This window comes from Streptomyces sp. NPDC088732, from assembly GCF_044751205.1.
Classification (GTDB): Bacteria; Actinomycetota; Actinomycetes; order Streptomycetales; family Streptomycetaceae; genus Actinacidiphila.
In genome coordinates, this window is sequence record NZ_JBIVLI010000011.1 from 192,248 (window position 1) to 214,899 (window position 22,652).

At 74.3% G+C, this 22,652-nt stretch carries 19 protein-coding genes; 13 read left to right on the forward strand and 6 right to left on the reverse strand.

Annotation, left to right across the window (positions count from 1 at the left end; genetic code table 11):
• Nucleotides 1-73 precede the first annotated feature (73 nt).
• On the reverse strand, nucleotides 74-859 hold the full coding sequence (locus tag ACIP9H_RS20345) for an anti-sigma factor domain-containing protein (protein ID WP_401960002.1): 786 nt from the start codon (nucleotides 857-859) through the stop codon (nucleotides 74-76).
• Between the two features lie 280 nt (nucleotides 860-1,139).
• Between ACIP9H_RS20345 and ACIP9H_RS20350 the strand changes: the two genes are divergently transcribed.
• From ACIP9H_RS20350 to ACIP9H_RS20365, 4 genes are all read left to right on the forward strand, one after another.
• A complete protein-coding gene (locus ACIP9H_RS20350; protein WP_401960109.1) occupies nucleotides 1,140-2,684 on the forward strand; it encodes a DUF4331 domain-containing protein in 1,545 nt (514 codons plus the stop codon).
• A gap of 78 nt (nucleotides 2,685-2,762) precedes the next feature.
• Nucleotides 2,763-4,130 (forward strand): hypothetical protein, encoded by a 1,368-nt coding sequence (locus ACIP9H_RS20355; RefSeq protein WP_401960005.1) that lies wholly within the window; start codon nucleotides 2,763-2,765, stop codon nucleotides 4,128-4,130.
• The gene (locus ACIP9H_RS20360; RefSeq protein WP_401960008.1) at nucleotides 4,127-5,701 is read left to right on the forward strand and encodes a nickel transporter; all 1,575 of its coding nucleotides are present in this window, start codon (nucleotides 4,127-4,129) and stop codon (nucleotides 5,699-5,701) included. Before ACIP9H_RS20355 ends, ACIP9H_RS20360 begins: the two co-directional genes overlap by 4 nt.
• A gap of 90 nt (nucleotides 5,702-5,791) precedes the next feature.
• Complete coding sequence (locus tag ACIP9H_RS20365; protein WP_401960011.1) at nucleotides 5,792-7,468, forward strand: serine/threonine-protein kinase; 1,677 nt, start codon at nucleotides 5,792-5,794, stop codon at nucleotides 7,466-7,468.
• Nucleotides 7,469-7,524: 56 nt separating this feature from the next.
• Here ACIP9H_RS20365 and ACIP9H_RS20370 read toward each other — a convergent pair whose 3' ends face one another.
• A complete protein-coding gene (locus ACIP9H_RS20370; RefSeq protein WP_401589293.1) occupies nucleotides 7,525-8,316 on the reverse strand; it encodes an SGNH/GDSL hydrolase family protein in 792 nt (263 codons plus the stop codon).
• Between the two features lie 299 nt (nucleotides 8,317-8,615).
• On the opposite strand from ACIP9H_RS20370, the gene ACIP9H_RS20375 reads away from it, so the two are divergent.
• The 7 genes from ACIP9H_RS20375 to ACIP9H_RS20405 all read left to right on the forward strand — a co-directional run bounded on the left by ACIP9H_RS20375 (nucleotide 8,616) and on the right by ACIP9H_RS20405 (nucleotide 17,275).
• Entirely contained in the window at nucleotides 8,616-9,020 is a 405-nt protein-coding gene (locus ACIP9H_RS20375) for a hypothetical protein (RefSeq protein ID WP_401960015.1), read from the forward strand.
• Nucleotide 9,021: 1 nt separating this feature from the next.
• Nucleotides 9,022-10,119, forward strand: coding sequence for a GNAT family N-acetyltransferase (locus tag ACIP9H_RS20380; protein WP_401589299.1), 1,098 nt, complete (start codon nucleotides 9,022-9,024; stop codon nucleotides 10,117-10,119).
• Nucleotides 10,120-10,620: 501 nt separating this feature from the next.
• Nucleotides 10,621-11,418 carry a glycosyltransferase family 2 protein gene (locus ACIP9H_RS20385; RefSeq protein WP_401589302.1) on the forward strand — a complete coding sequence of 266 codons (798 nt, stop codon included), beginning with the start codon at nucleotides 10,621-10,623 and terminating at the stop codon, nucleotides 11,416-11,418.
• Nucleotides 11,415-12,368 (forward strand): glycosyltransferase family 2 protein, encoded by a 954-nt coding sequence (locus ACIP9H_RS20390; protein ID WP_401589304.1) that lies wholly within the window; start codon nucleotides 11,415-11,417, stop codon nucleotides 12,366-12,368. Before ACIP9H_RS20385 ends, ACIP9H_RS20390 begins: the two co-directional genes overlap by 4 nt.
• A 52-nt stretch (nucleotides 12,369-12,420) precedes the next feature.
• Nucleotides 12,421-13,245 (forward strand): polysaccharide deacetylase family protein, encoded by an 825-nt coding sequence (locus ACIP9H_RS20395; protein WP_401589306.1) that lies wholly within the window; start codon nucleotides 12,421-12,423, stop codon nucleotides 13,243-13,245.
• A complete protein-coding gene (locus tag ACIP9H_RS20400; protein ID WP_401960020.1) occupies nucleotides 13,238-16,969 on the forward strand; it encodes a lipopolysaccharide biosynthesis protein in 3,732 nt (1,243 codons plus the stop codon). Before ACIP9H_RS20395 ends, ACIP9H_RS20400 begins: the two co-directional genes overlap by 8 nt.
• Nucleotides 16,970-17,050: 81 nt before the next feature.
• Nucleotides 17,051-17,275, forward strand: a complete 225-nt coding sequence (locus ACIP9H_RS20405) for a hypothetical protein (RefSeq protein WP_401589311.1) — start codon at nucleotides 17,051-17,053, stop codon at nucleotides 17,273-17,275.
• 15 nt (nucleotides 17,276-17,290) lie between these two features.
• Here ACIP9H_RS20405 and ACIP9H_RS20410 read toward each other — a convergent pair whose 3' ends face one another.
• Nucleotides 17,291-18,718: a xylan 1,4-beta-xylosidase gene (locus ACIP9H_RS20410; RefSeq protein WP_401960023.1), complete on the reverse strand. Its 1,428-nt coding sequence runs from the start codon at nucleotides 18,716-18,718 to the stop codon at nucleotides 17,291-17,293.
• 122 nt (nucleotides 18,719-18,840) lie between these two features.
• Here ACIP9H_RS20410 and ACIP9H_RS20415 point away from each other — a divergent pair, with 122 nt between their 5' ends.
• Both ACIP9H_RS20415 and ACIP9H_RS20420 read left to right on the forward strand, forming a co-directional pair.
• Nucleotides 18,841-19,953, forward strand: coding sequence for a DUF5925 domain-containing protein (locus ACIP9H_RS20415; RefSeq protein ID WP_401589316.1), 1,113 nt, complete (start codon nucleotides 18,841-18,843; stop codon nucleotides 19,951-19,953).
• Complete coding sequence (locus ACIP9H_RS20420) at nucleotides 19,953-20,495, forward strand: TrmH family RNA methyltransferase (protein ID WP_401960026.1); 543 nt, start codon at nucleotides 19,953-19,955, stop codon at nucleotides 20,493-20,495. The genes ACIP9H_RS20415 and ACIP9H_RS20420 overlap by 1 nt, the downstream gene beginning before the upstream one ends.
• Nucleotides 20,496-20,508: 13 nt before the next feature.
• Here ACIP9H_RS20420 and ACIP9H_RS20425 read toward each other — a convergent pair whose 3' ends face one another.
• The 3 genes from ACIP9H_RS20425 to ACIP9H_RS20435 form a co-directional block, all read right to left on the reverse strand.
• On the reverse strand, nucleotides 20,509-20,883 hold the full coding sequence (locus ACIP9H_RS20425; protein ID WP_401589322.1) for a GntR family transcriptional regulator: 375 nt from the start codon (nucleotides 20,881-20,883) through the stop codon (nucleotides 20,509-20,511).
• 22 nt (nucleotides 20,884-20,905) lie between these two features.
• Nucleotides 20,906-22,042, reverse strand: coding sequence for a methyltransferase domain-containing protein (locus tag ACIP9H_RS20430; RefSeq protein ID WP_401960029.1), 1,137 nt, complete (start codon nucleotides 22,040-22,042; stop codon nucleotides 20,906-20,908).
• Nucleotides 22,043-22,128: 86 nt separating this feature from the next.
• Nucleotides 22,129-22,566, reverse strand: coding sequence for a hypothetical protein (locus tag ACIP9H_RS20435; RefSeq protein ID WP_401960031.1), 438 nt, complete (start codon nucleotides 22,564-22,566; stop codon nucleotides 22,129-22,131).
• Nucleotides 22,567-22,652 lie beyond the last annotated feature (86 nt).

A 22,652-nucleotide genomic window follows, 5' to 3' on the forward strand; every position in this document is an offset into this window, starting at 1 on the left:
AACCCTATCGTCCCGTGGCGTCACCTACGCATCCCCGTTACCGGATTCACCTGTACGTCAAGGGGGTTGACGGTCATGCGTCGATTCCGAGGGCCAGCAGGGGCAGTTGGGCCACCGGGTCCGCGGTGGGCTGCGGCGATCCGCCACTCGGCTCAATCGTCACGGTGAAGGCGTACGACCTCCCGTCCAGCCCGGAGGCGACCAGCGGCCCGGGCGTGTCGCCCGCGCCCGGACCGTCCTCGAGCACCCCGATCGAGCGGTACGCCTCGGGGCGCTCGCTGACCAGCCACACCTGGTAGACCCGCCCCTCGGCCGGACGGGGCAGGCCCTGCACCGTCACCACCGCCCGCCGCAGCGCCCGCGAGCAGACCGCGGTCATGCCGCGGCCGTGGTCGTCGCTCGTGTAGGCGGGCCGTGCGTCGCTCGCGGTCAGCACCTCGGTGACCGCCCGCGTACGCGCCCGTTCCCGCTCCAACTGCTCCCCGCTGCGGTGGAGCAGGACGCCCAGCACCGCGGCGAGGGCGAGCGCGGCGGCCGCGGCCGATGCCGCCAGGCGGACCGCCGGGGGCCTGCCCCAGCGCCACCGGTGGTGCGCTCCGGGGCGTGCGCCCCTTTCCCACCGCGGACCGCCGGTGTGCTCCAGGACGACCTCCCCCGGAGCCGTCACCACGTCCGCCGGCGCGGCGCCGCCCAGCCACACCGTGCCCGCCCCGCCCGGTCCGCCCGATCGTTCCAGTCCGCCCACCCGCTGCGCGCAGGCGTCGCAGCGCAGCAGATGGGCCTCGAACCGGCGCGCTTCGCGGGGCCCCAGGGCGTCCAGGGCGTAGGGCTCGGCCAGTTCGTGCACGGAGCGTCTCATCTCGCTCCCCTGCTTTCCTTCGGGCGCCGGGCCGGCACCCGGCGCCCGCTCCGGTCCGGCGCGGGCTCCGGCGCCCGTACCGCCTCCGGCCCCAACTCCGCGGCCGAGCACTCCGGTTGGCCCCATTATCACGTGACAAATCTGTGACGCAAATTCATCGGGCTCCGCCAATCCGCCCCGCCCCCCGGTCCCGAACACCTCTCGCAGGACCTCTTCCAAGGGGGAGGGGCCGCACTCGCGAAGGACCGACGCGATGACCGCAGAACTCAGGAACAGGCTCATGGCCCGGATCGGGCGATCCCGTGCGATCGCCCTGATCACGGCGGGCACCCTGGCCGCGGGGGGGCTCGCCGCGGCGGGCGCCACCGTGCTGGCACCGGACGCCGCGGAGGCCTCCAGCCACCGGGAGGCGCCGCTGATCTCGGGCCAGCCGCAGTACGACACCACGGACGTCTACGCGTTCGTCAGCCCCGACCGCCCGGACACCACCACGCTGGTGGCGAACTGGATCCCGTTCGAGGACCCGGCCGGCGGCCCGAACTTCTACAAGTTCGCCGACGACGCCCAGTACGACATCCACATCGACAACGACGGCGACGCCCAGGGCGACTACCTCTACCGGTGGACGTTCCAGGACCACGTCCGCAACAAGAAGACGTTCCTCTACAACACCGGCCCGGTCACCAGCCTCGGCGACCCGGACCTGAACTTCTTCCAGACGTACGACATCGACCTGTTCCGGCTGCACAACCAGCACGTGACCGGCCGCTACAAGGTCGCGAACGACGTGCCGGTGGCGCCGTCCAACGTCGGCAAGGCGTCGATGCCGGACTACAACGCCCTGCGGCAGCAGGCCGTCAAGGAGCTGGGCCGCGGCACGACGGCCTTCGCCGGCCAGTCCGACGACCCCTTCTTCCTGGACCTGCGGGTCTTCGACCTGCTCTACGGAGGCAATCTCTCCGAGGTCGGCGACGACACCCTCAAGGGCTACAACGTCAACACGATCGCCCTCCAGGTCCCGACCGCCGCGATACGCCAGTCCGCGAAGCAGCCGGTCGTCGGCATCTGGTCCACCACCCAGCGGCGCACCGCGAACGGGGACTGGGCGCAGGTCTCCCGGCTCGGCATGCCCCTGGTGAACGAGGTGGTCAACCCCCTCAAGGACAAGGACAGGTTCAACGCCTCGTCGCCCTGGAACGACGCGCAGTTCCTCAAGAACGTGACCGAGCCCGAGCTGCCGAAGCTCATCGAGGGCATCTACAAGATCAAGGCTCCGGCCACCCCGCGCAACGACCTCGTCCAGGTCTTCCTCACCGGCGTGCCCAAGCTCAACCAGCCGCCGCACGTCCGCCCGTCGGAGATGCTGCGGCTCAACACGGCGGTCCCGCCCGCCGCCCAGCCCAAGCGGCTCGGCGTCCTCGACGGCGACACCGCCGGCTTCCCGAACGGGCGCCGGCTGACCGACGACGTCGTGGACATCGCGCTCCAGGTAGTCGAAGGCGAACTCGTCGGTGCCAAGAACGACCTCGGGGACGCGGTCAACGCCAACGACCAGGCCTTCGGGGCGAACTTCCCCTATGTCGCCCTGCCGAGCTCCGGTTCGGACGGCCCGCTGGCGAAGGCGGCGACGACCGACTCGTCCCGGACCGACGGGGTGACCCAGCTCAACGCCGGCGGCCTGATGCAGGGTCCCGGCGGCGGCGACAACACCGTCCTGATCGCCTCCGCCGCCTCCGGCGGCGCGGGTGTGCTGCTCGTCGGCGCCGCACTGGTGTGGTGGCGGGCGCGCCGCCGCCCGGTCCGCGCCCGGGCCCACCGGGCCTGACCGCCGGTCCCGCTCCCGGCCGGGACGTGACTCCCCTCGCCCCGGCCGGGGCTCCCACCCCCCGAAAGGCAGGCAGCCATGGACGCACCGCCCCTGGGCCGGCTGCGCACCGCCGTCCTCTTCACCGCGCTGGCGCTGGGCCTGGCGCTGGCGCTCACCGCGGGTGCGCTGGTGCTCGGCGGCTCCCCCGGCCGGGCCGGCGACCGGACCGGCCCGGCGGCGGCAGCCGCGCGGACCGGTGACGCCCCGCTGGACCGGCTCGCGGCAGGAGACCTCGCGGGCGGCATCGCGGGGCTCCAGGAGCACCTGCGCGCCCAGCCGGAGGACGCCTCCGGCTGGGCGGTGCTCGGAGCGGCCTACGTCGAGCAGGCCCGCACCTCCGGCGACCCCACCCGCTACCCGCAGGCCGCGGCGGCACTCGCCCGCTCGCTGCGGATCACCCCCGACGGCAACGACGCCGCGCTCGCCGGGCAGGCCGCCCTCGCCGCCGCCCGCCACGACTTCCGCACCGCCCTGAGCGCCGCCGACCGCGCCCTGCGCACCAACCCCTGGAACGAACGCGCGCTGGCGGTCCGGGTGGACGCCCTGGTCGAACTCGGCCGGTACGGCGCCGCGCTGGCCGCCGCCGAGCACGCCGACGCGCTGCGGCCCGGCATCCCCGTCTTCACCCGCCTCGCGTACGTCCACGAACTGCGGGGGGACGCCGCGGGCGCCCGCCGTGTCCTGACCCGGGCCCTGGACTCCGCGAGCACACCCGGCGACACCGCCTACGTCGCCACGGCGCTGGGCCAGCTCGCGTGGAGCCAGGGCCACTACGCGGAGGCACTGGGCCAGTACGCCACCGCCCTGCGCGCGTCCCCCGGCTACCTGCCGGCGATCGAGGGCCGCGGCCGGACGTACGCCGCGCGCGGCGACCGCGCCAGGGCCGTCCGCGACCTGGCCGAGGTCGTGCGCCGCTACCCGCTCCCCGCCCAACTCGCCGAGCTGGGCGAGCTGTACGAGGCCGCCGGGCAGCCGGGCAGGGCCCGGGAGCAGTTCGCGGTGGTCGGCACCTGGATCGCGCTCGCCAAGGCGAACGGCGTCGCGACGGACCTGGACGCGGCCCTGGTCGCCGCGGACCACGGCGACGCGCGCGAGGCGCTGCGCGCCGCCCGCGCGGAGTGGGCGCGCCGGCAGACCGTGCACACCGCCGACGCCCTCGCCTGGGCCCTGCACGTCAACGGCCGCGACCGGGAGGCCCTGCCGTACGCGGAGCGCTCCTCCGCGCCCGGCTACCGCAACGCGGCCTTCCTGTACCACCGCGGTGTCATCGAGGCCGCCCTCGGCAAGCGGCAGGAGGCTCACGCGTCGCTGGCCGCCGCCCTGCGCCTGAACCCCGGTTTCTCCCCGACCGGCGCCCCCGCCGCCCGCGCGGCCCTCGCTCGCACCGAAGGAGACCCGTCATGATCCGGCGCAGGACGGCCGCGGCGGCCGCTGTGGCGGCAGCCGCCGCCGCGCTGGCGATACTGCCTGCCGGGCAGGCGCAGGCGCACCCGCTCGGCAACTTCACCGTCAACCGCTACGACGGACTGGTCGTCGCGCCCGGCACGCTGCGTGTCGACCACGTCGAGGACCTCGCGGAGATCCCCGCCGCCCAAGCGGTCCCGGCCGTCGACCGGAACGGCGACAACACCCTGGCGAAGCCGGAGTTGGCGGCCTGGGCGCGCGAGCGCTGCGGCGCCGCGGCGGACGGCGCGCGGGCCGCGGCGGACGGGCGGGGCGTCCCGGTCCGGGTGGACGCGGCGAGCGCCGCCGTACGGCCGGGGCAGGCGGGGCTGACGACGCTGCGCGTGGAGTGCCGGCTGACGGCGCCCCTGCCCCGCGCCGGGTCGGTCGCGCTGACGTACCGTCCGGCCGACATCGGCACCGGGCCCGGCTGGCGGGAGATCACGGCGCGCGGCGACCGCATGACGCTCGCCGCCGCCGACGTGCCCGGCGCTTCGGTGTCACGGCGTCTGACGGCCTACCCGGGGGACCTGCTGTCCTCCCCCGCCGACGAGCGGTCGGCGCGGCTGCGCGTGACGCCCGGCGGGCCGGCGCTCGGCGCCGCGGCGGACCCGGGCACCGCGGCGCCCGGGAGCGGTGTGCTGCCTCGCGGCGCGGACCGCTGGACACAGGCGCTCACCGGGCTGGTGTCCCGGCACGCGCTCACCCCGGGCTTCGCCGCGCTGGCCCTGCTCACGGCGCTGGCGCTGGGCGCGATGCACGCGCTCGCCCCCGGTCACGGGAAGACGCTGATGGCCGCCGCGGCGGCGGCGGGCGGCCGCCGTTCGCGGCGCGACATGGTCGCCCTCGGCGCGTCGGTGACGGTCACGCACACGCTCGGGGTGTTCGGGCTGGGCCTGCTGGTGACGACGGGGTCGGCCGCCGCGCCCTCGGTCATCGCCTGGCTGGGCATCGCCAGCGGCGTCCTGGTCGCCTTCGCAGGGGCGGCGCTGCTCCGCAGGGCGTGGCGGCTGCGGGGCCGGAACCACGGGCACGATCACGGCCACTCCCACGGCCCCACGCACGCCCCGCACCACCACCCCCGCACACCCCCAGGCACCGCCACAGCCACAGCCGTCCTGACCGCCGAGGCCCCGGCGCCGGCAGCCCACCCGCACCCGCACCCCCACCCGCACATCCACGAGGCCCGGCCCACCCTCCGCGGCACGATCCTGCTCGGCTTCGCGGGCGGTCTGGTTCCCAGCCCGTCAGCCGTCGTCGTGCTCGTCGGCGCCGCGGCGCTCGGCCAGGCGTGGTTCGGCTTCCTGCTGGTGCTGGCGTACGGCGCGGGCCTGGCCGCCACGCTCACGGCGGCGGGTTTCGCCGTGGTACGCCTGGGCCGGCTGGCCGGTCGGGCGTCGCTGCGGCAAGGGCTGTTCCGGGGTCGGGTGTTGACGGCGGCGCGTCGTCTGGTGCCGCTGGCGACCGCGTCGGTGGTGCTGGTGCTCGGCTGCGGCCTGGTGCTCAGGGGCGCGGCGGCGACCCTCGGTTGAGACGGCGGGGGAGGTTCCCGTCTAAAGGGTTCGCCCGGTGGGAAGTTCGGTCATGCTGGGCAGCGGGCGCGACGAAGGGGGGAACCGCCGATGACACGGGTCGTGGCGGAGCGCTACCGGTTGATCGGCGAACTCGGCCGCGGCGGCATGGGCGTGGTCTGGCTCGCCCGTGACGAGCTGCTGGGCCGCGAGGTGGCGATCAAGGAGGTCAAGGCGCCGCCGGGGTTCGACGAGCACGACACCGCGCGCCTCTACGCGAGGCTGGAGCAGGAGGGCCGCGCCGCCGCGCGGGTGGAGCACCCGAACGTGGTCAAGGTCTACGACGTGGCGATGGCGGACGGCAACCCGTGGATCGTCATGGAGCTGGTCCGCGGTCTGACGCTGGCCGACGTGCTCGACGCCGAGGGGCCCATGGCGCCGCGCCGGGCGGCGGACATCGGGTCCAAGGTGCTGGCCGCGCTGCGGGTCGCGCACGCCGCCGGTGTGCTGCACCGGGACGTCAAGCCCGGCAATGTGCTGATCGGCAACGACGGCCGGGTGGTGCTCAGCGACTTCGGCATCGCGATGATCGAGGGCACCTCGGCGCTCACCCGTACCGGCGAACTGGTCGGCTCGCCCGAGTTCCTGGCGCCGGAGCGCGCGCTGGGGCGCCGCCCCGGCCCGGCGTCCGACCTGTGGTCGCTGGGCGTGCTGCTGTACGTCGCGGTGGAGGGCGGTTCGCCCTTCCGGCGCGACACGGCGCTGAGCACGATGCGCGCGGTCGTGGACGAACCGCTGCCGCCGCCCCGGCGGGCGGGCCCGCTCGGGCCGCTGATCGCGGGGCTGCTGGAGAAGGACCCGGCGGCCCGGCTGCCCGCCGCGGAGGCGGGGCGGCAGCTGGACGCCGTGGCGTCCGGGCGCTCGCCGGGACCGGGCACGGTCGCCGCGGCCTACGCGCCGACCGAGGCCGCCCTGACCGTCACCGCGCCGCAGCCGTTGCGCGACCGGGAGCGGGAGCGCACGCCGGTGCGCACGACGCCCCTCGGTGCGCCCCCTGGTGACGGGCCGCCGGCCGCCGGCGCGACCGGGCGGCCCCGGCGCGCGGTCGTGGCGCTGGTGGCCGGGGTGCTCGCCCTGGTGCTGGGAGCGGGCGGCGCCGCGTACGCGCTGCTGAACGACGACGGGGGCGGCGCGGCCGGCTCCGGGTCGGCGGCCACGACGGGCGGTACCAACGACGCGGTCGTGACCTCCCCCGCGGTGACGACGGACGGCGGGGCCTCCTCACCGGCCGCCTCCTCGCCGTCCGGCGGCACGGGCTCCGCGTCGCCCTCCGGCAGTCACGGCGCGGGCTCGGGGACGTCCTCCGGCACGTCGCACCCGCCGGTCCGGGTGAACGTCCATGTCTCCGTCCACGCGGTGCGGGACAGCTGGACGGGCACCTGCCCGCCGCCGGAGGCGGAGGCGCCGGCCTTCTCCGCGGTCGTGACGGTGGACCGGACCCCCGCGAGGGTCTCGTACCGCTGGCGGACGGTGAGCGGGACCGGCGGGGACCCGGTCTGGCGGACGCTGGACTTCCCGGCCGGCGGGGACAGCAGCCGCACGGTCGAGCACGTCGAGCTGTCCTACCTGCCGGACGCCACCTGGGAGGACTCGATGACGCTGGAGATCGGCGCTCCGGTGGCGCTGGTGTCGGAACGCGTCCCGTTCACCGTCACGTGCCGCGCGACCTCCCCGTCGGTGTCCTCGTCGTCGTCGCCGTCCCCCACGGGCACGGCCGCCTCTCCCTGACCACCCCGCGTACGGGGGCCGGGCGCCGGCCCCGTAGGGCACGGGTGCGCCGCGGGTCAGGCGGCCGCGGTGAACACCGGGAGATAGCCGCCGGACTGGCCGGCGGCGGTGGGGTGGTACGACTCGTAGACCGGGATCGTCAGGCTGTGCAGCCACGCCGATCCGGCGCACAGTTCGTGGCCGCCGAAGGTGCCGCGGACGTCGCCGAAGGCGAAGCCGTGGTCGGCGGCGCGCTTGGCGGTGACGGTGTCGAGGAGGTCGGCGGCGGCGTTGATCGCCTTGCGCTTGGCCTGGGTGAGGCCGATGCAGGACGTCCCCAGCCGGTAGAAGTGGGGATAGCCGACGACGACCACGCGGGCCGCCGGCGCCCGGTCGGCGATGGCGTCGTAGACCGCGTCCAGGCGGGCCGGGAGCCGGTTCTCGATGTAGTCGCGGGCCTGGTCGATCCGGTCCAGGCAGGCGCTGGACACGCTGAGCAGGCAGGTGGTCATGACGCCGACAAAGCCTGCGTCGTTGCCGCCGACGGTGACGCTGACCAGCGTCGTGGCGGCGTTCAGCGGCCCGAGCTGACGGTTGATCACATCGGTGGTGGTGGCACCGGAACAGGCGGTGAAAGAGAACCCGGACGGAGTATGCGTGTCGGCCCACAGGCGGGGGTACGCCCTGCTGCTGCGGTAGCAGCCGCCGCTGGAGGTCTGGTACCTCCCCGCGCCGACGCCCGAGGCGTAGGAGTCGCCGAGGGCCACGTACACGGGGCCCGCGGCGTGTGCCGGGCCGGCACCGGTCAGGGCGAGTGCGGCGGCGAGGACGAACGCGGACGCGGCTGACGCGAATCGGGACAGTCTCATGCAATCTCCCTTAGCAGGATCCCCGCCGCGCCGCGCGTCCCGCCTGACACCCCGCCAGCGACGTGCCGGTGCCGAAGCGGTGGACGCCCCGGGCCTGCGCGTCCCAGGGGGGCGCCCCGCCGTATCGAACAAACCGCCGCCCGCCGCCGGGCAGTTCGGGGGAAATCGTCCACCTCTGCCCGGCCCGCCACCCGGTCCGGTCGGGGCGGCCGCTTCTGTTCCCTCCTTCCTTGACGCCCGCGCCCGAATTGAGCGACATTGAACGTCTGCATCCGGCGTTTTGGGGGGCAAAGTCGCCAATGCAACCAACGCACACAGACAACGCGTCCGGTCACCCGATCGGCAAGGAATCACTACCGCTGCTCGCGGGCGCCGCCGTGGGAGTCGGCGGGGTCGGCGCGGTGCTCGCGCTCGCGGACATCGCCTCGCCCGTCCGGGCGCCGTTCACCTTCTTCTTCCTGCTCGCCGCGCCGGCCGCGGCACTCGCCGCCGGGCTGCGCGGCCTCGACCCGCTCAGCCGGTCGGTGGTCGCCGTGGGCGGCACCGTCGTGATCGACCTGATCGTGGCGCAGGGGATGCTCGCGCTGCACATGTGGTCGGTGCGCGGCGGGGTCGCCGCCGTGGCGGCGGTCAGTGCCGTGCTGTTCCTGCTGCCGCTCCTGCGGCACTCCCGTGGCCGGGCCGAGAGAAGGCGGACTCCGTAAAGTGGACATCACCGTGTACCGCCCCGGCGAGCTCACCGCCGCCGACCGGGCGGCCTGGACCCGCGTGCAGAGCCAGGCGGTCGCCATGGGCAGCCCGCAGCTCGGCAATCCCTTCCTGTCACCCGGCTTCACCTTCGCCGTGGCCCACCACCACCGGGGCGTGCGCGTCGCGGTGGTCCGCGAGGACGGCGACCCGGTCGCCTTCTTCCCGTTCCAGCGCTCGGCGGCCGGCGTGGGCCGGGCGATCGGGCTGGGGCTGTCGGACTGCCAGGGGCTCGTGCACCGGCCCGGGTTCCAGTGGGACGCCCGGGAGCTGCTGCGCGCCTGCGGGCTGGCCGTCTGGGAGTTCGACCACCTCGTGGAGGGCCAGAAGCCCTTCGAGGAGGGCGCGACCGGCACGTACGCCTCGCCCGTCATGGACGTCGAACAGGGCTACGAGGCGTATCTCGGCCATCTTCGCAGCCACTCGCCCAAGTTCGTGCGCACGACGCTCGCCAAGGAGCGCAAGCTCGGCCGGGACGTCGGCGAGGTGCGCTACGTGCACGACGAGCGCGACGTCGGCGCGCTGCGCACGCTGATGGGGTGGAAGTCGGCGCAGTACCGAAGAACCGGGCGCAGCGACCGCTTCGCGCGGCCCTGGATCGTCGACCTGGTGGAGCATCTCTTCCACACGCGCGAGGAGTCCTTCAGCGGCCTGCTGTCGGTGCTGTACGCGGGCGACCGGCCGATCGCCGCACACTTCGGGATGCGCACGCCGGCGGTGCTGGCCTGCTGGTTCCCGGCGTACGACCCGCAGTTCTCGAAGTACTCGCCGGGGCTGGTGCTGCATCTGCGGATGGCGCAGGGAGCGGCGGCCGACGGGGTGGCCCATCTCGACCTCGGGCGCGGCCACAAGGAGTACAAGGAATCCCTGAAGACCCGCGACCTGACCGTCTCGGAGGGCTGGGTGACCCGGCCGCACCCGGTGGCGCTGGGCCACCGCGCCCGGCGTGCGCCGGTGCGCGCCCTGCGCAACGCGGTCACGGCGCACCCCGTCCTGCGCGAGCCGGCCGACCGATTCCTCAAGCGTATGGGGCGGTTGCGCGCCGGTGCACGATAACGGACATTGCGCCACAGGAATGATCAATAGCGTTCAACACGGTTGATCGGTATTGATCCACACTGATCAGGATCTACTAGCGCTCCACGGGACTCACCATGACCCTCCCGGACCGACCAGGACGACTATTCGCCAAATCCGTGAAACGGTATTCACTCTCACGAGTCTTGCCATAGAGTTCCAACCGTCAATATCGTCATACATCCACCCGCATCGACCTGTTCTGCAAAGCGGCTCAAGGGGAGGGCCGGACAGTCGCCACAGGGAGACCGCGGGGCGCGGTAGGGGGGTGCCGTGCTCGGTCACCGGAACGTGTGTGCCGAGTCGCGAGCCGCGCGGCCAGTCACGCATGTCCACTCACCCGGCCCGCCAGCACAGGGGACACCGCCATGCCCCGCATGCGCGGATTCCCGGGCGGGGTGAGACAACCCCCCTTTCGAACCGGCACACCAGAGGGCGCCCGGGGCGGGCGACCCACCGGACGAGAGGGAAAACAGACTCATGAGCTCGTCTCTGCGCCCGGCAGTCACCGGGCACGCGCAGCCGACCGCGGTCCTCGCGCCGGACCATTTCACGCCGGTCTCCACGCACTTGGCGATCGCTCCGCTCGTCAGCGTGGTCATCCCGGCGATGAACGAGGCGGAGAACCTGCCGCACGTCTTCGCGACCCTGCCGTCGTGGATCCACGAAGTGGTCCTCGTCGACGGGAACTCCACCGACGGCACCATCGAGGTCGCCCGTGAACTGCGGCCGGACGTCCGCATCGTGACACAGACCGGCAAGGGCAAGGGCGACGCCCTGATCAGCGGTTTCGCCGCCTGCACCGGCGAGATCATCGTGATGGTGGACGCCGACGGCTCGGCGGACGGGTCGGAGATCGTCTCCTATGTCTCCGCCCTGGTCGGGGGCGCCGACTTCGCCAAGGGCTCGCGCTTCGCCAACGGCGGCGGCACGGACGACATGACCCCCATCCGCAAGCTCGGCAACCGTGTCCTGTGCGCCGTGGTCAACGCCAAGTTCGGGGCCCGCTACACCGATCTGTGCTACGGCTACAACGCGTTCTGGCGGCACTGCCTGGACAAGATCACGCTGGACTGCACCGGCTTCGAGGTCGAGACCCTGATGAACATCAGAGTCGTCACGGCCGGCCTGAAGGTCCAGGAGATCCCCAGCCACGAGTACGTCCGCATCCACGGCGTGAGCAACCTGCGCGCGGTGCGCGACGGCTTACGGGTGCTGAAGGTCATCGTGCAGGAGAAGAACGAGCGCCGTGCCGCACGCCGCCAGGACGTCCGGTGACCGGACGGACCCCGGTGTCCGTGGTGATCTGCGTCTACACCGAGGACCGCTGGGGCGACATCCTCGCCGCCGTGGCCTCGGTGCGGGCGCAGAGCCTGCCCGCCCACGAGGTGCTGCTGGTCGTCGACCACAACCCCGCGCTCCGGGCCCGGCTGGTGGAGCACTACGCCGGAACGCCGGTGCGGGTGCTCGCCAACACCGGGCCGCGCGGACTGTCGGCCGGTCGCAACACCGGGATCGAGGCGTCCACCGGCGAGGCCGTCGCCTTCCTCGACGACGACGCGGTCGCCGAACGGGACTGGCTGCACTGGTTCGCCGACGCCTTGGAGGACCCGCTCGTCCTGGGCGTCGGTGGGCGCACCCGACCGGTCTGGGCCTCCGGGCACCGGCCGGCCTGGTTCCCCGAGGAGTTCGACTGGGTGGTGGGGGCGTCCTACCGGGGCCAGCCGCCCGGCCGGGCCCCGGTCCGCAACGTCCTCGGCGGCAACGCCGCGTTCCGCCGCACCGCCTTCGACATCGCGGGCGGCTTCGCGACCGGTATCGGACGCGACGGCGACAAACGCCCGCTGGGCTGCGAGGAGACGGAGTTCTGCATCCGCCTCGCGCAGGCCAAGCCCGGCGCGCTGCTGCTCATCGACGACCGCGCCGTGATCTGGCACCGCGTCCCCGCCGCCCGGGAGCGCTTCGCCTACTTCCGGACCCGCTGCTACGCGGAGGGGCTGTCCAAGGCGCTGGTCACCCGCAGCGTGGGCACCGAGGCGGGACTGGAGACCGAACGCCGTTACGCCACCCGCGTTCTGCCCGCCGGCGCCGCGCGCGGACTGCGCGACGCCTTGCGCGGCCGCCCCGGCGGCGCGGGGCGGGCCGGCGCCATCGTGACCGGTGTGGCGACCACGGCGGCCGGGTATGCCGTCGCCCGACTGCGCACCCGGGGGGAGGCCATGCCGTGAGACCGGCCGTCCCCCTGCCGTCCGTCCACCGCACACCGGGAGGTGCCCTCGTATGACCGAGTACGACGGACGGCGGGACGGCCCCGTGCCGATCCTGATGTACCACGCCGTCACCGACACGCCCGCCCGGGCGACCAGGGGGCTGTCCGTGACCCCCGCGGCCTTCGCAGAGCAGATGGCACTGCTGGAGGACCGCGGCTTCACCCCGCTCGGCACATCCGCGCTGGCGTCCGCCTGGCGCGAGGGGCGGCCGCTGCCGCGGCGCCCGGTGCTGATCACCTTCGACGACGGCTACGAGGGCGTGCACCGGCACGCCCTCCCTGTGCTCAAGGGCCTCGGCTTCGCCTCGACGCTCTTCGTCTCGACCGGCTGGCTGCGCGGCGCGTACGAACTGCCGGGCGCCGCGCTGGACACCATGCTCGACTGGGACCAGGTGCGCGAACTGCGCGACGCCGGCACCGAGATCGGCGGGCACAGCCACAGCCATCCGCAGCTGGACCAACTCGGCGACAAGCGGCTCTGGTTCGAGCTGCTGCGCTGCAAGGAGATCCTGCACGACGAACTGGGCGCGGCCCCGTCCTCCTTCGCCTACCCGTACGGCTACTCCACCCGCCGGGTGCGGCAGGCCGTGCGCACCGCCGGTTTCGGCGCGGCGCTCGCCGTGGGCAACGCCCTCGCCGACCCGCGGCGCCAGAGCCCCTACGCGCTGGCCCGGGTGACGGTCCGCCGCAGCACGGGGACCGAGGAGTTCGAGCGGCTGGTCGAAGGGCGCGCCGTCGCCCGCAACTTCGCGGTGGACCGGGTCCTGACCCAGGGGTACTCCCTGGTGCGCAGAGCCCGCAGGGGTGTGCGGAAGGTGCGCGAGAGCGGTGTCTGAGACGACCACCACGCCGGCCACGCCCACAGCGCCCGGGGACGAACCGGCGCCCGGGCAGGAGTCCGCCGGCGCGGCCGCCGGCGATCCCGGAACCGCGTCCGCCGCCGCCAAGCGCGGCGGGAACCAGCTGTTCCGCAACGCCTACGCACTGATGCTGAACACCGGTGTCTCCGCGGTCCTGGGCCTGGGCTACTGGCTGGTCGCGGCCCGCTACTACAGCGAGGACGCGGTCGGCCAGGGCTCGGCGGCCATCGCCGCCATGAAGTTCCTCGCCGGCCTGACCGCGGTGACCCTCACCGGGGCCCTGGCACGCTTCATCCCGGTCTCCGGGCGGCGCACCGGGCGCCTGATCTTCGGCACGTACGCCGGGAGTTCGGCGATCGTGGCCTTCGCGGCGGCGGTCTTCCTCTTCACCCTGGGCCTCTGGGGCCCCTCGTACCGTTTTCTGCACGGCACGGTCAACGGCCTCGGTTTCATCGCGGCGGTGATCGGCTGGTCGCTGCTGACCCTCCAGGACGGGGTGCTGACCGGGCTGCGGAAGGCGGTGTGGGTGCCCGTCGGCAACACCGTCTTCTCCGCCGCGAAACTGGCCCTGCTCGTGGGCCTGGCCGCCGCCGTGCCGACGGCCGGCGTGTTCGTGTCCTGGGTCGCCGCCATCGGCCTGTCGGTGGTGCCGCTGGGCTGGCTGGTCTTCCGCCGCCTGGTGCCCCGGCACGTCAAGGCCACGGCGGGGACCGTCGATCCGCCGACGGGCCGTCAGATGGGCCGCTTCGTCGCCGGTGACGCCACCGGCTCGTTCTTCGCGCTCGCCGTGGTGTACCTCGTCCCGGTCATCGTCGCCTCGCAGATCTCCGCCACGGACAACGCGTACTTCTACATCACGATGACGATCGGCGGCACGATCGACCTGCTGGCGATCAACATGGGGTCCTCGCTGACCGTGGAGGGCGCCCACGACCCGGGCCGGATCGCCGAGAACTGCCGGGCGGCGCTGCGCCGGATGGCCAGGATCATGGTGCCGATCACGCTCTTCATGGGCGTCTTCGCACCGCAGATCCTCGGAGTCTTCGGCGACGGCTACGCGCAGGAGGGCGCGCCGCTGCTGCGGCTGCTGGCGCTGTGCTCGCTGACCCGGGTGCTGATCGAGGTCTACTTCGGCGTCCTGCGGGCGCAGAGCCGCACCGGGCTGCTGGCCTTCCTCCAGGGGCTGCTGTGCCTGCTGGTGCTGGGATCCACCCTCGCGCTGCTGGGGCCGCTGGGCATCACCGGGGCCGGGTGGGCCGAGCTGGGCAGCCTCGTGGTGATCGCGGTGGTCTCCGTCTTCGGGCTGCGGCGGCTGATCGCCGCCCCCGCGGCGGCCCCGACCGAGGGGGATGCCGGCGAGGCGAGCGGGGCGAACGCTGTGCACGAGGCGGCGGCCGCCTCCGGACCGGCGCCCGAGCAGACGGCCGCGGCGGGCGAGGACCTGGAGATCGTCTACGGCACGCGCTGGGCCCGTGCCGCCGCGCTGGACAGCGACACCCTCCAACTGGGCGTCCACCTCGACTTCGACCACCCCGAGCGGCGTCCCTGGGTGACGCCGCCGAAGGGCACCGCGGTCCCGGAGCTGCCCGCGCCGCGCGCGGAGAAGTCCCTGGCCGCCGCGGCGCCCGCGTCCCCGCCCCCCGCGGCCGGACCACCCGCGCAGACACCGCCGGAGGCACCGGCGACGCCCGACGCGCCCACCGGCCGCCGGGCCCGGCTGCTCGAACTCGGCGTCTGGGGACTGCTGCTGGGCGCGCTGGCCCTGTACTGGCTGCCGCTGACCGGCATGGACGACGCCTCGCTCGACGCGATGAACGGCCTGGGCCTGATCTCCGTCCTCCCGCCGGCGACCCTGGCCGGAGCGGCGCTGCTGGTCGCGGCCTTCGCGGCCGGCCTGTGGCTGCGCGCGCCGCGCCGGTGGCTGCTCCTGGCGGTCCTGCTGGCGACGGTGGTGTCCCTGCACGCCGTGCCCGCGGTCCTGGAGGAGCAGCCGCGGTTCGCCACCGCGTGGCAGCACGCGGGCTTCATCGACTACATCGGCCGTACCGGGGACGCCGCGCCCGACATGGACGCCCGCTTCTCCTGGCCCGGCTTCTTCGCCGCGGTCACCTTCGTCACCCGCGCCATCGGGCTCACCGACCTCACCGAGGTGCTGCGCTGGTGGCCGCTGGCCGTGGAACTGCTGTACCTGGCACCGCTGATGCTGCTGCTGCGCGCGGTGCGCGCCGGATGGCGGGCGAAGTGGTGCGCGGTGTGGATGTTCGCGCTGTGCGGCTGGGTGGGGCAGGACTACTTCTCCCCCCAGTCGCTCAACTACCTGCTCTACCTGCTCTTCGCGGCCGTGCTCCTGGTCTGGTTCCGGTCCACCGGGGCGCCGCGCGGCAAGCTGCTGCCCGGTGAGGCCGAGGTGCCCCCGACGGGCCGGACCGACCGCGCGGTGCTGCTGGCCCTGCTGGTCGCGCTGTTCGCGGCGTCGGTGGTGAGCCACCAGCTCACGCCCTTCGTGATGCTGGGGGTGCTGACCGTGCTCGTGCTCGTCCGGCGGTCGACACCGCTCGGGCTGCCGCTGCTGTGCGGGGTGCTGCTGATCGGGTGGATCTGCTACCTGGCGGAGCCGTACTGGTCGGGCCACTTCGACGAACTCTTCGGCGGCATGGGCTCGCTCGGCGGCAATGTCTCCTCCAGCGTCTCCGGGCGCATCGAGGGCGGCAGCACGGTGCACAAGCTGGTGCTGTACGTGCGGGTCGCCCTGGCCGGCGGCGTCATGATGCTCGCGGCGGCCGGGTGGCTGCGCCGCCGCTGGGCCGGCTTCAGCGACCTGGCGCTGCTGGTGCTGCTGGTCGTGCCGTTCCTCGGCTTCGGCATGCAGTCCTACGGCGGCGAGATGGCCCTGCGGGTGTTCCTGTTCGCCCTGCCGGGGGCCGCCGTGCTGGGCGCGCTCGCGTTCTTCCCGCGGTCCTCCTCGGACCGCGGGTGGCGCGGGCCGGCCGCGGCGCTGCTGGCCGGCTGGGTGCTCATCGCGGGCTTCCTGGTGGCCCGCTGGGGCAACGAGCCGTTCGAGCGGGTCCGCACCGGCGAGGTCGCGGCCATGGAGTACGTGTACGCGCACGACAAGCCGACCGCGCACCTGGTGTGGCTGAGCACCGACCCGGTGAACGACGTGACGCCGAGCCTGCCGTGGAACGCCCGGGACATGGAGCGGGTGAGTTACGTGCCGGTCCTCGCGCCGCGCGACCCGGTGCTGGTCGATCCGCTGGTCGAGGCGCTCCAGGACGCGGGACCGAACGCGTACCTGATGGTCTCGCGCGGCCAGAACGCCTATCTCCAGCTCGACGCCGGGTTCTCCCGGACCTGGCCCGACAAACTGCTGCGCTCCCTCGACGCGCGCACCGAGCTGCGGCCGGTGGTGCGCAACGAGGACGCGACGGTCTACGAGCTGAGCGAGCAGCCCGCCGGCTGGGAGGCGCCCGAGCCCCGGCCCGGCCGGGTCTTCCCGGTGGTGACATGGAACACATGGACGGCGGCGGGCGTGCTCGCCGGCGTCTCGCTGCTGGTGCTGCTCGGCGCGCGCGAACTGGCGCGGGTCACCCTGCCGGAGGCCAGGCGGCGGCGCGGTATGCGCTGGTCGCTGGTGGCGGCCGCGCCGCTGCTGCTGGTGTTCCTTGCGGCGACGGCGGTCCGTTTCCTCACCCTGAGCTGACCGGCCGCCCGGCCTCCCCGGAGCAGCCCCGGGAACACCGCGCCGCCACGCGGCGTTCCCGGGGCCAAGGAGGTGCGAGCGATGGCGCACAAGGAGAACGGCACGACCCCGCGGGCACAGGTCACGGCACCGGAGGCCCCGGCAGAAGGGGCGGACACGGCGGCGCAGGCCCGGCGCGCCCGCTTCGGCCGGCTGCCGGAGCGCGTCCGACCGCAGGACGCGGTCCCCGCGGTGCGGGCCACGGTCCACGACCCGGACCGCGACGCCTACAACCCGGACGAGTGGCTGGTCCGCAACGTCGTCTGACGCCGGCCGCGGCCGCTACCTGCCGCGCCGCAGCCAGTGGATGCCGTAGGCGGGCAGGTCGAAGGAGCGGCCGTCCACCGCCGCCCGGATCGGGCGGTCGAGCGTGTTGACGACGAGCACCGCCTTGTCGTCGGCGAGCACGCGCACATTCGGCCGGTCGTCCTCGGCGACGGACACCGTACGGAAGCGTGTGCCCGGCGGGAAGGCGGCGCCGAAGCGCCGGAGCAGGTCCATCATGGGCAGTTGCCGGCCGCCGCCGGAGGACAGTTCGGTGCTGGTCCACAGGCAGCCGGGGCACGCCTTGCCGCGCTCCTGCGGGTTCCAGTAGAACGCCGCGTCGGCGCCGCCGCGGGCGAGCTCCATCATGGCGGCCGCCTGGACGGCGGTGCGGTGCCGTTCGTCCCAGCCGGTCGGTTTCCCGTCCGGTTCGACGTACCACTCGGCCCACCACAGCGGCAGCCCGCCGCTGCGCTGCTTGAGCCAGCGGCCGACGGCGGCGAACTTCTCGGTGGCGGCGAACTCGTCGGGCACCAGGGAGTCGTCGCGGTTGGTGCTGGAGCCGTCGGCGACCAGGAAGTCCGCGCCGGCCTTGTGGCGCAGCCAGTAGTCCACGGCGTCCAGGACGCGCCGGTCGGCCGCGCCCCAGGGGCCCTTGAGGGTGCCGGAGGCGTCGCCGTTGCCGTCGTCGCCGGGGGCGAAGCTGTCCATGACGAGGTAGGGGCCGCCGACGAGATTGTCCGGATTCACCTTCTTCACGGCCTGGTACACGCGGTTGTACAGATCGGTGTAGCCCTCGTAGTCCCAGCGCTGCTCGCCGTCGTTCCAGAAGCCCTTGAACTCGTTCCAGACGATGAAGTGCCGCACGTCCGGATAGCGGCGGGCGACGGTGGCGGCGAGGGCCGCGAAGTCGTCGAAGTGGCTTGGGTCGGGGGCGACTTCCAGCCGGGACCAGTCCGTACGCGCGCCCGGCGCGCCGCCCTTCATCCAGTCCGGGGCACAGCACAGCGTGATCACGGGGGTGCCGCCGCTGGCCCGGATGAGGTCGATGCGGTCGTCGAGCTCGCCGAAGTCGTACTTCCCCGGCGCCGGTTCGGGGTTGTCGGCGCCCCAGCCCATGATCGCCTGGTCCTGGGGCAGCGACCGCTCCGAGAGCAGTCCGGCCACCGCCCGCTTGGCCGGGGCCTCGCCGTGGTCGGCGCTGTACTCGGTGTGGGTCAGCCCGAAACCCAGCTCGGTGGAGGGCTTTCCGGTGGGTGTGCTGGACGGGCTGTGCACCCCGGCGCCCGGCCCGGCACTGCCGCGCCCGCCGTCGCCCGTACCGCCCCGCAGGTCGCACGTCGTCAGCAGCAGCGCCAGCGCGACCACACCGATCCCCAGAAGCGCGGTGATGCCTCGCCGCCCCGCCCCCGGTACTTTCGCACGCACGTCCCCATGGCGTCCCATCACCAGCCAGGGTAACCGCCGCGTTGCCCGGATCGGGCGGGTTTCACCGGGGGTTCGACGGGATTGCGCCGCTCCGCGAAAACCCTGTGCGCGTGCGGAGCCCGTGCCGGATCATGAGCGTCATGCCCGACGCAACGCCCCCGCATCGCGCCCTGTCCATCCGTCTCGGCATGAACGACGACGACTCGCCGTCCGACGCCATCGACGCCCTGTTCCTCAGCCGCTTCGTCACCGGCGAGCAGCCGTACTCGCGCGGCTCATCCGTGGAGCGCGTGAAGTCGGGACTGACCCTGCTGCCGGCCGGGGCCGAAGTGCTGCGCGCGGCACGCGACAAGGACCGCGGCGCCACCCTCGCCGAGGGCGACGGCTGGACGATCCTGGTCTCCCGCTGGCACCACCGCGCGGACGTGACGGTGACCGCCGTGAGCGAGGAGCTCGCGCAGCGCGTGCTGGCCGAGGCCGTCGAGGACGCCGAGGACCAGCCGGAACCGCAGCCCGACGACGTCACCATGGGCTTCTGGTACGTGGCCCCGCGCCGCGGGCCGCACCGCATCACCCGGCAGATCAGCGCCGCGCCCTGGGACGACGTCCGGGGCAACTACACCGCGCCGGTGGCCGAGGCCGTGGACGGGCTGATGAAGCTCACCGCGGACGACATCAGCGGCCGTCTGCTGCTCCTGCACGGGCCGCCGGGCACCGGCAAGACCTCCGCGCTGCGCACCCTGGCCCGCGCGTGGCGGGACTGGTGCCAGGTGGACTGCGTGCTCGACCCCGAGGTGCTCTTCAACGACGTCGGCTACCTGATGGAGATCGCCATCGGCGAGGACGACGCCGAGGGGCCCGGCCGCTGGCGGCTGCTGCTCCTGGAGGACTGCGACGAGCTCATCCGCGGCCAGGCCAAGCACCAGACGGGCCAGGCGCTGTCCCGGCTGCTCAACCTCACCGACGGGCTGCTCGGGCAGGGCCGCAACGTCCTGGTCGGCATCACCACCAACGAGGACCTGGAACGGCTGCACCCGGCGGTGGTCCGCCCCGGGCGCTGCCTGGCCCGGATCGAGGTCGGCCCGCTGACCCGCGCCGAGGCCACCAGCTGGCTCGGCACGTCCGAGGGCGTGGGCCGCGACGGCGCCACGCTGGCCGAGCTGTACGCGCTGCGCCGCGGGGCGTCCTCCGCCGGCGGCCCCGTGCTCCCCGCCCAGACCCCGGCCTCCTCCTCGGGGGGCCTCTACCTCTGATGCCCGCGGGTCGCCCGGACGGGACGAAGCGGAACATCCGCACCCGCACCGGTGCCGAACTGCGGCGCGGCCGCCGCCCCCGGGCGCACGGCTGCTGGGACCACCTGTACGCGGCGCCCCTGTGGCCGCTGCACGGCGCCAACCTGGGCACACTGCTGCGCACCTGCGACGCGGTGGGGGCGTGCCTGGTCGTCCCGCGCTTCCCCTGGGTACCGGAGGCGCTGGCCCGCGGCAACACGCTGCGGCGCCCCGCTTGTGTGCACTGGACCGGCGACCCGCTGGGCTGGCTCCAGCGGCAGCGCGACCGCGGGGCGCACATCGTGGGCGTCGAACTCGCCGACGAGGCCGTGCGGCTGGCGGACCTGCCGGCCGCACGGCGGACCACGGTCGCCGTCCTCGGCCACGAGCAGCACGGCATCCCGCCGGAGGCGCTCGACCTGCTCGACCTCGCCGTCGAGATCCCGATGGTGGGGACCGGCGCCAGCCTCAACGTCGCGGTCGCGGGCTCGCTGGCGCTGTACAAACTGGCCGGACTGCTGTGATCGGGACGACCCGCTAACCGTCGTACGCGGCGCGCAGCGCGTCCCGCACGGCGGCCTCGGCGGCGGCGCGGTCCAGGCCGAGGCGGTGGGCGCGCTCGGCGTAGGCCGTCGCCGCGGTGGCCGCCTCGCGGTCGGCGGCGTCGCCCGCGGCCGCCACGAACGTGCCGTTGCGGCCGCGGGTCTCGATCACGCCGTCCGACTCCAGGGCGCGGTACGCCTTGGCCACGGTGTTGGCGGCCAGGCCGAGTTCGTCGGCGAGTCCGCGCACCGTCGGCAGCCGGTAGCCGACCGGGAGGGCACCGGAACGGGCCTGGTCGGCGATCTGGGCGCGCAGTTGCTCGAACGGCGCGGCGGCCGCGGTGGGGCGGATGACGATCTTCAAACTCACTGTTGTTCGCTCTCCCGGTGGGTCACGGCACGGCGTTTGCCGCGGCCATTGTGCTGCAGCCGCTCGGCGCGAGGGCGACGGCACGGCCGGGGGCGTGCGGGTCGTGGGCGATGGTGTCGCCGGGCTCGTGCAGGTGCAGCACGAAGCGCTCGCCCGCGCGGTACGCCTCCAGGCCGGCCCGGCAGTACGCGACCATGTCGTCCGGCAGCGCGTCCAGCGGGAACCAGCCGAGCTCCGAGCACTTGTCCGGCTCGCGGTTGACCGGCTCCCGGCCGGTGCCGTCCGCGACGAAGAACCAGCCGATGCGGGCCTCGCCGCCGGGCGCACGGTGCTGCATGACCAGGGCGACGCCGGTCTCCTCGGGGCGCAGCACGACGCCCACCTCCTCGTACGCCTCCCGGAGCATCGCCTCCCGGACGTCCTCGCCGTCCTCGACATGGCCCGACGGAGCGTGCAGCAGGCCGTCGGCGTACCCGGTGTTGACACGGCGGCCGAGCAGCACGTGGTCGTCGCGCACCAGGATCAGGTGGACGTCGACGATCTCGCTGTGCCGCCGGGGCGGGGCCGGCCGCACCACGGCGGCGTAGCGCTCGTCCCGGACCGGGCGGCCCCACAGGGCGGTGTCGCGGGCGAGCTGCTCGATCTCCGTGTGCGCGGCGAACGGGCGTACCAGGGCGGCGAGTTCGGCCGCCGTGATCCCCACCGGCGCCGCCTCCCCCCAGCATCCCTCGACCAGCACGAGGCGGCCGCCGCGCCGCAGCAGTCCCGCCCAGCGGCGCAGCGCCGCCGCCGGGTCGGGCATCGCCCACAGCAGGTGCCGCACCAGCACGACGTCGAACCGCCCCGCCGGCACAGGCGGCCGCAAGGCGTCGCCGACGACCACCCGCGCGTCCGTCCCCGCCAGCTTCGCCCTGGCCAGGGCCACCATGCGCGGCGACCGGTCCACCCCGGTCACCCGGTGGCCCTGCTCCGCCGCCAGCGCCGCGAGACTGCCCGTCCCGCACCCCAGGTCCAGCACGTCCGCCGGCGCGTCCGGCAGCCACCCGCGCAGCCGCCCCGCCCACGCCGCCCGGACCTCCGGCTCCCGCAGCCCGTGGTCCGGCTCCTCGTCGAATCGGTCCGCCTCGGCGTCCCAGTACTCCCCGCTCTTTTCGTCCACCCGCCGATCCTGCCACCCCCCACTGACACCGCCCGGGGCGGCGCCGGACCGTACGGAGGCAGCCACTTCGGGCGTGCGGTGCGCCGTCACAGCGTCCACCAGCAATAAAGGCGCAGGCCCGCGGCGTGAGCCCGTCCGGCCAGGCCGGCCAGGGCCTCCAGGACCACCACTGCCGTCGCCGCATCGAGTCCGACAACCGCGCGCTTCGCGGACCATGCCTCGGCCGCGGCCGCGATGTCGTCCCCGGAGGTGGAGACCAGGGCGTCGCACAGCGTGTCCGACACGGCGAGGACGAACGGGCTGTCGATGTCCCCGGAGGACAGCAGCTGTCCCACCCTCGGGCGCCGGCTTGCCTCTTGATGACCGCAGCCGGTCATCACGGCCTCCACCTGGGCGATGGCATCGACCGGATCGATGTCCTTGAGGAAGATCACGTCCAGCCCCGCGCGGACCGGTCCGCCGGCCTCGATCACGGCAACGGCGGACTCGTCATCGGCGGCAGAGAAGTAGTCGGCGTCCGGCATGCCAACGGATTCTGGCATCCGCCACTGACGATCGACGTCCCCGGGCCCGGACCGGATCCTCACACGTCCGGGACTCGCCTTGCGGG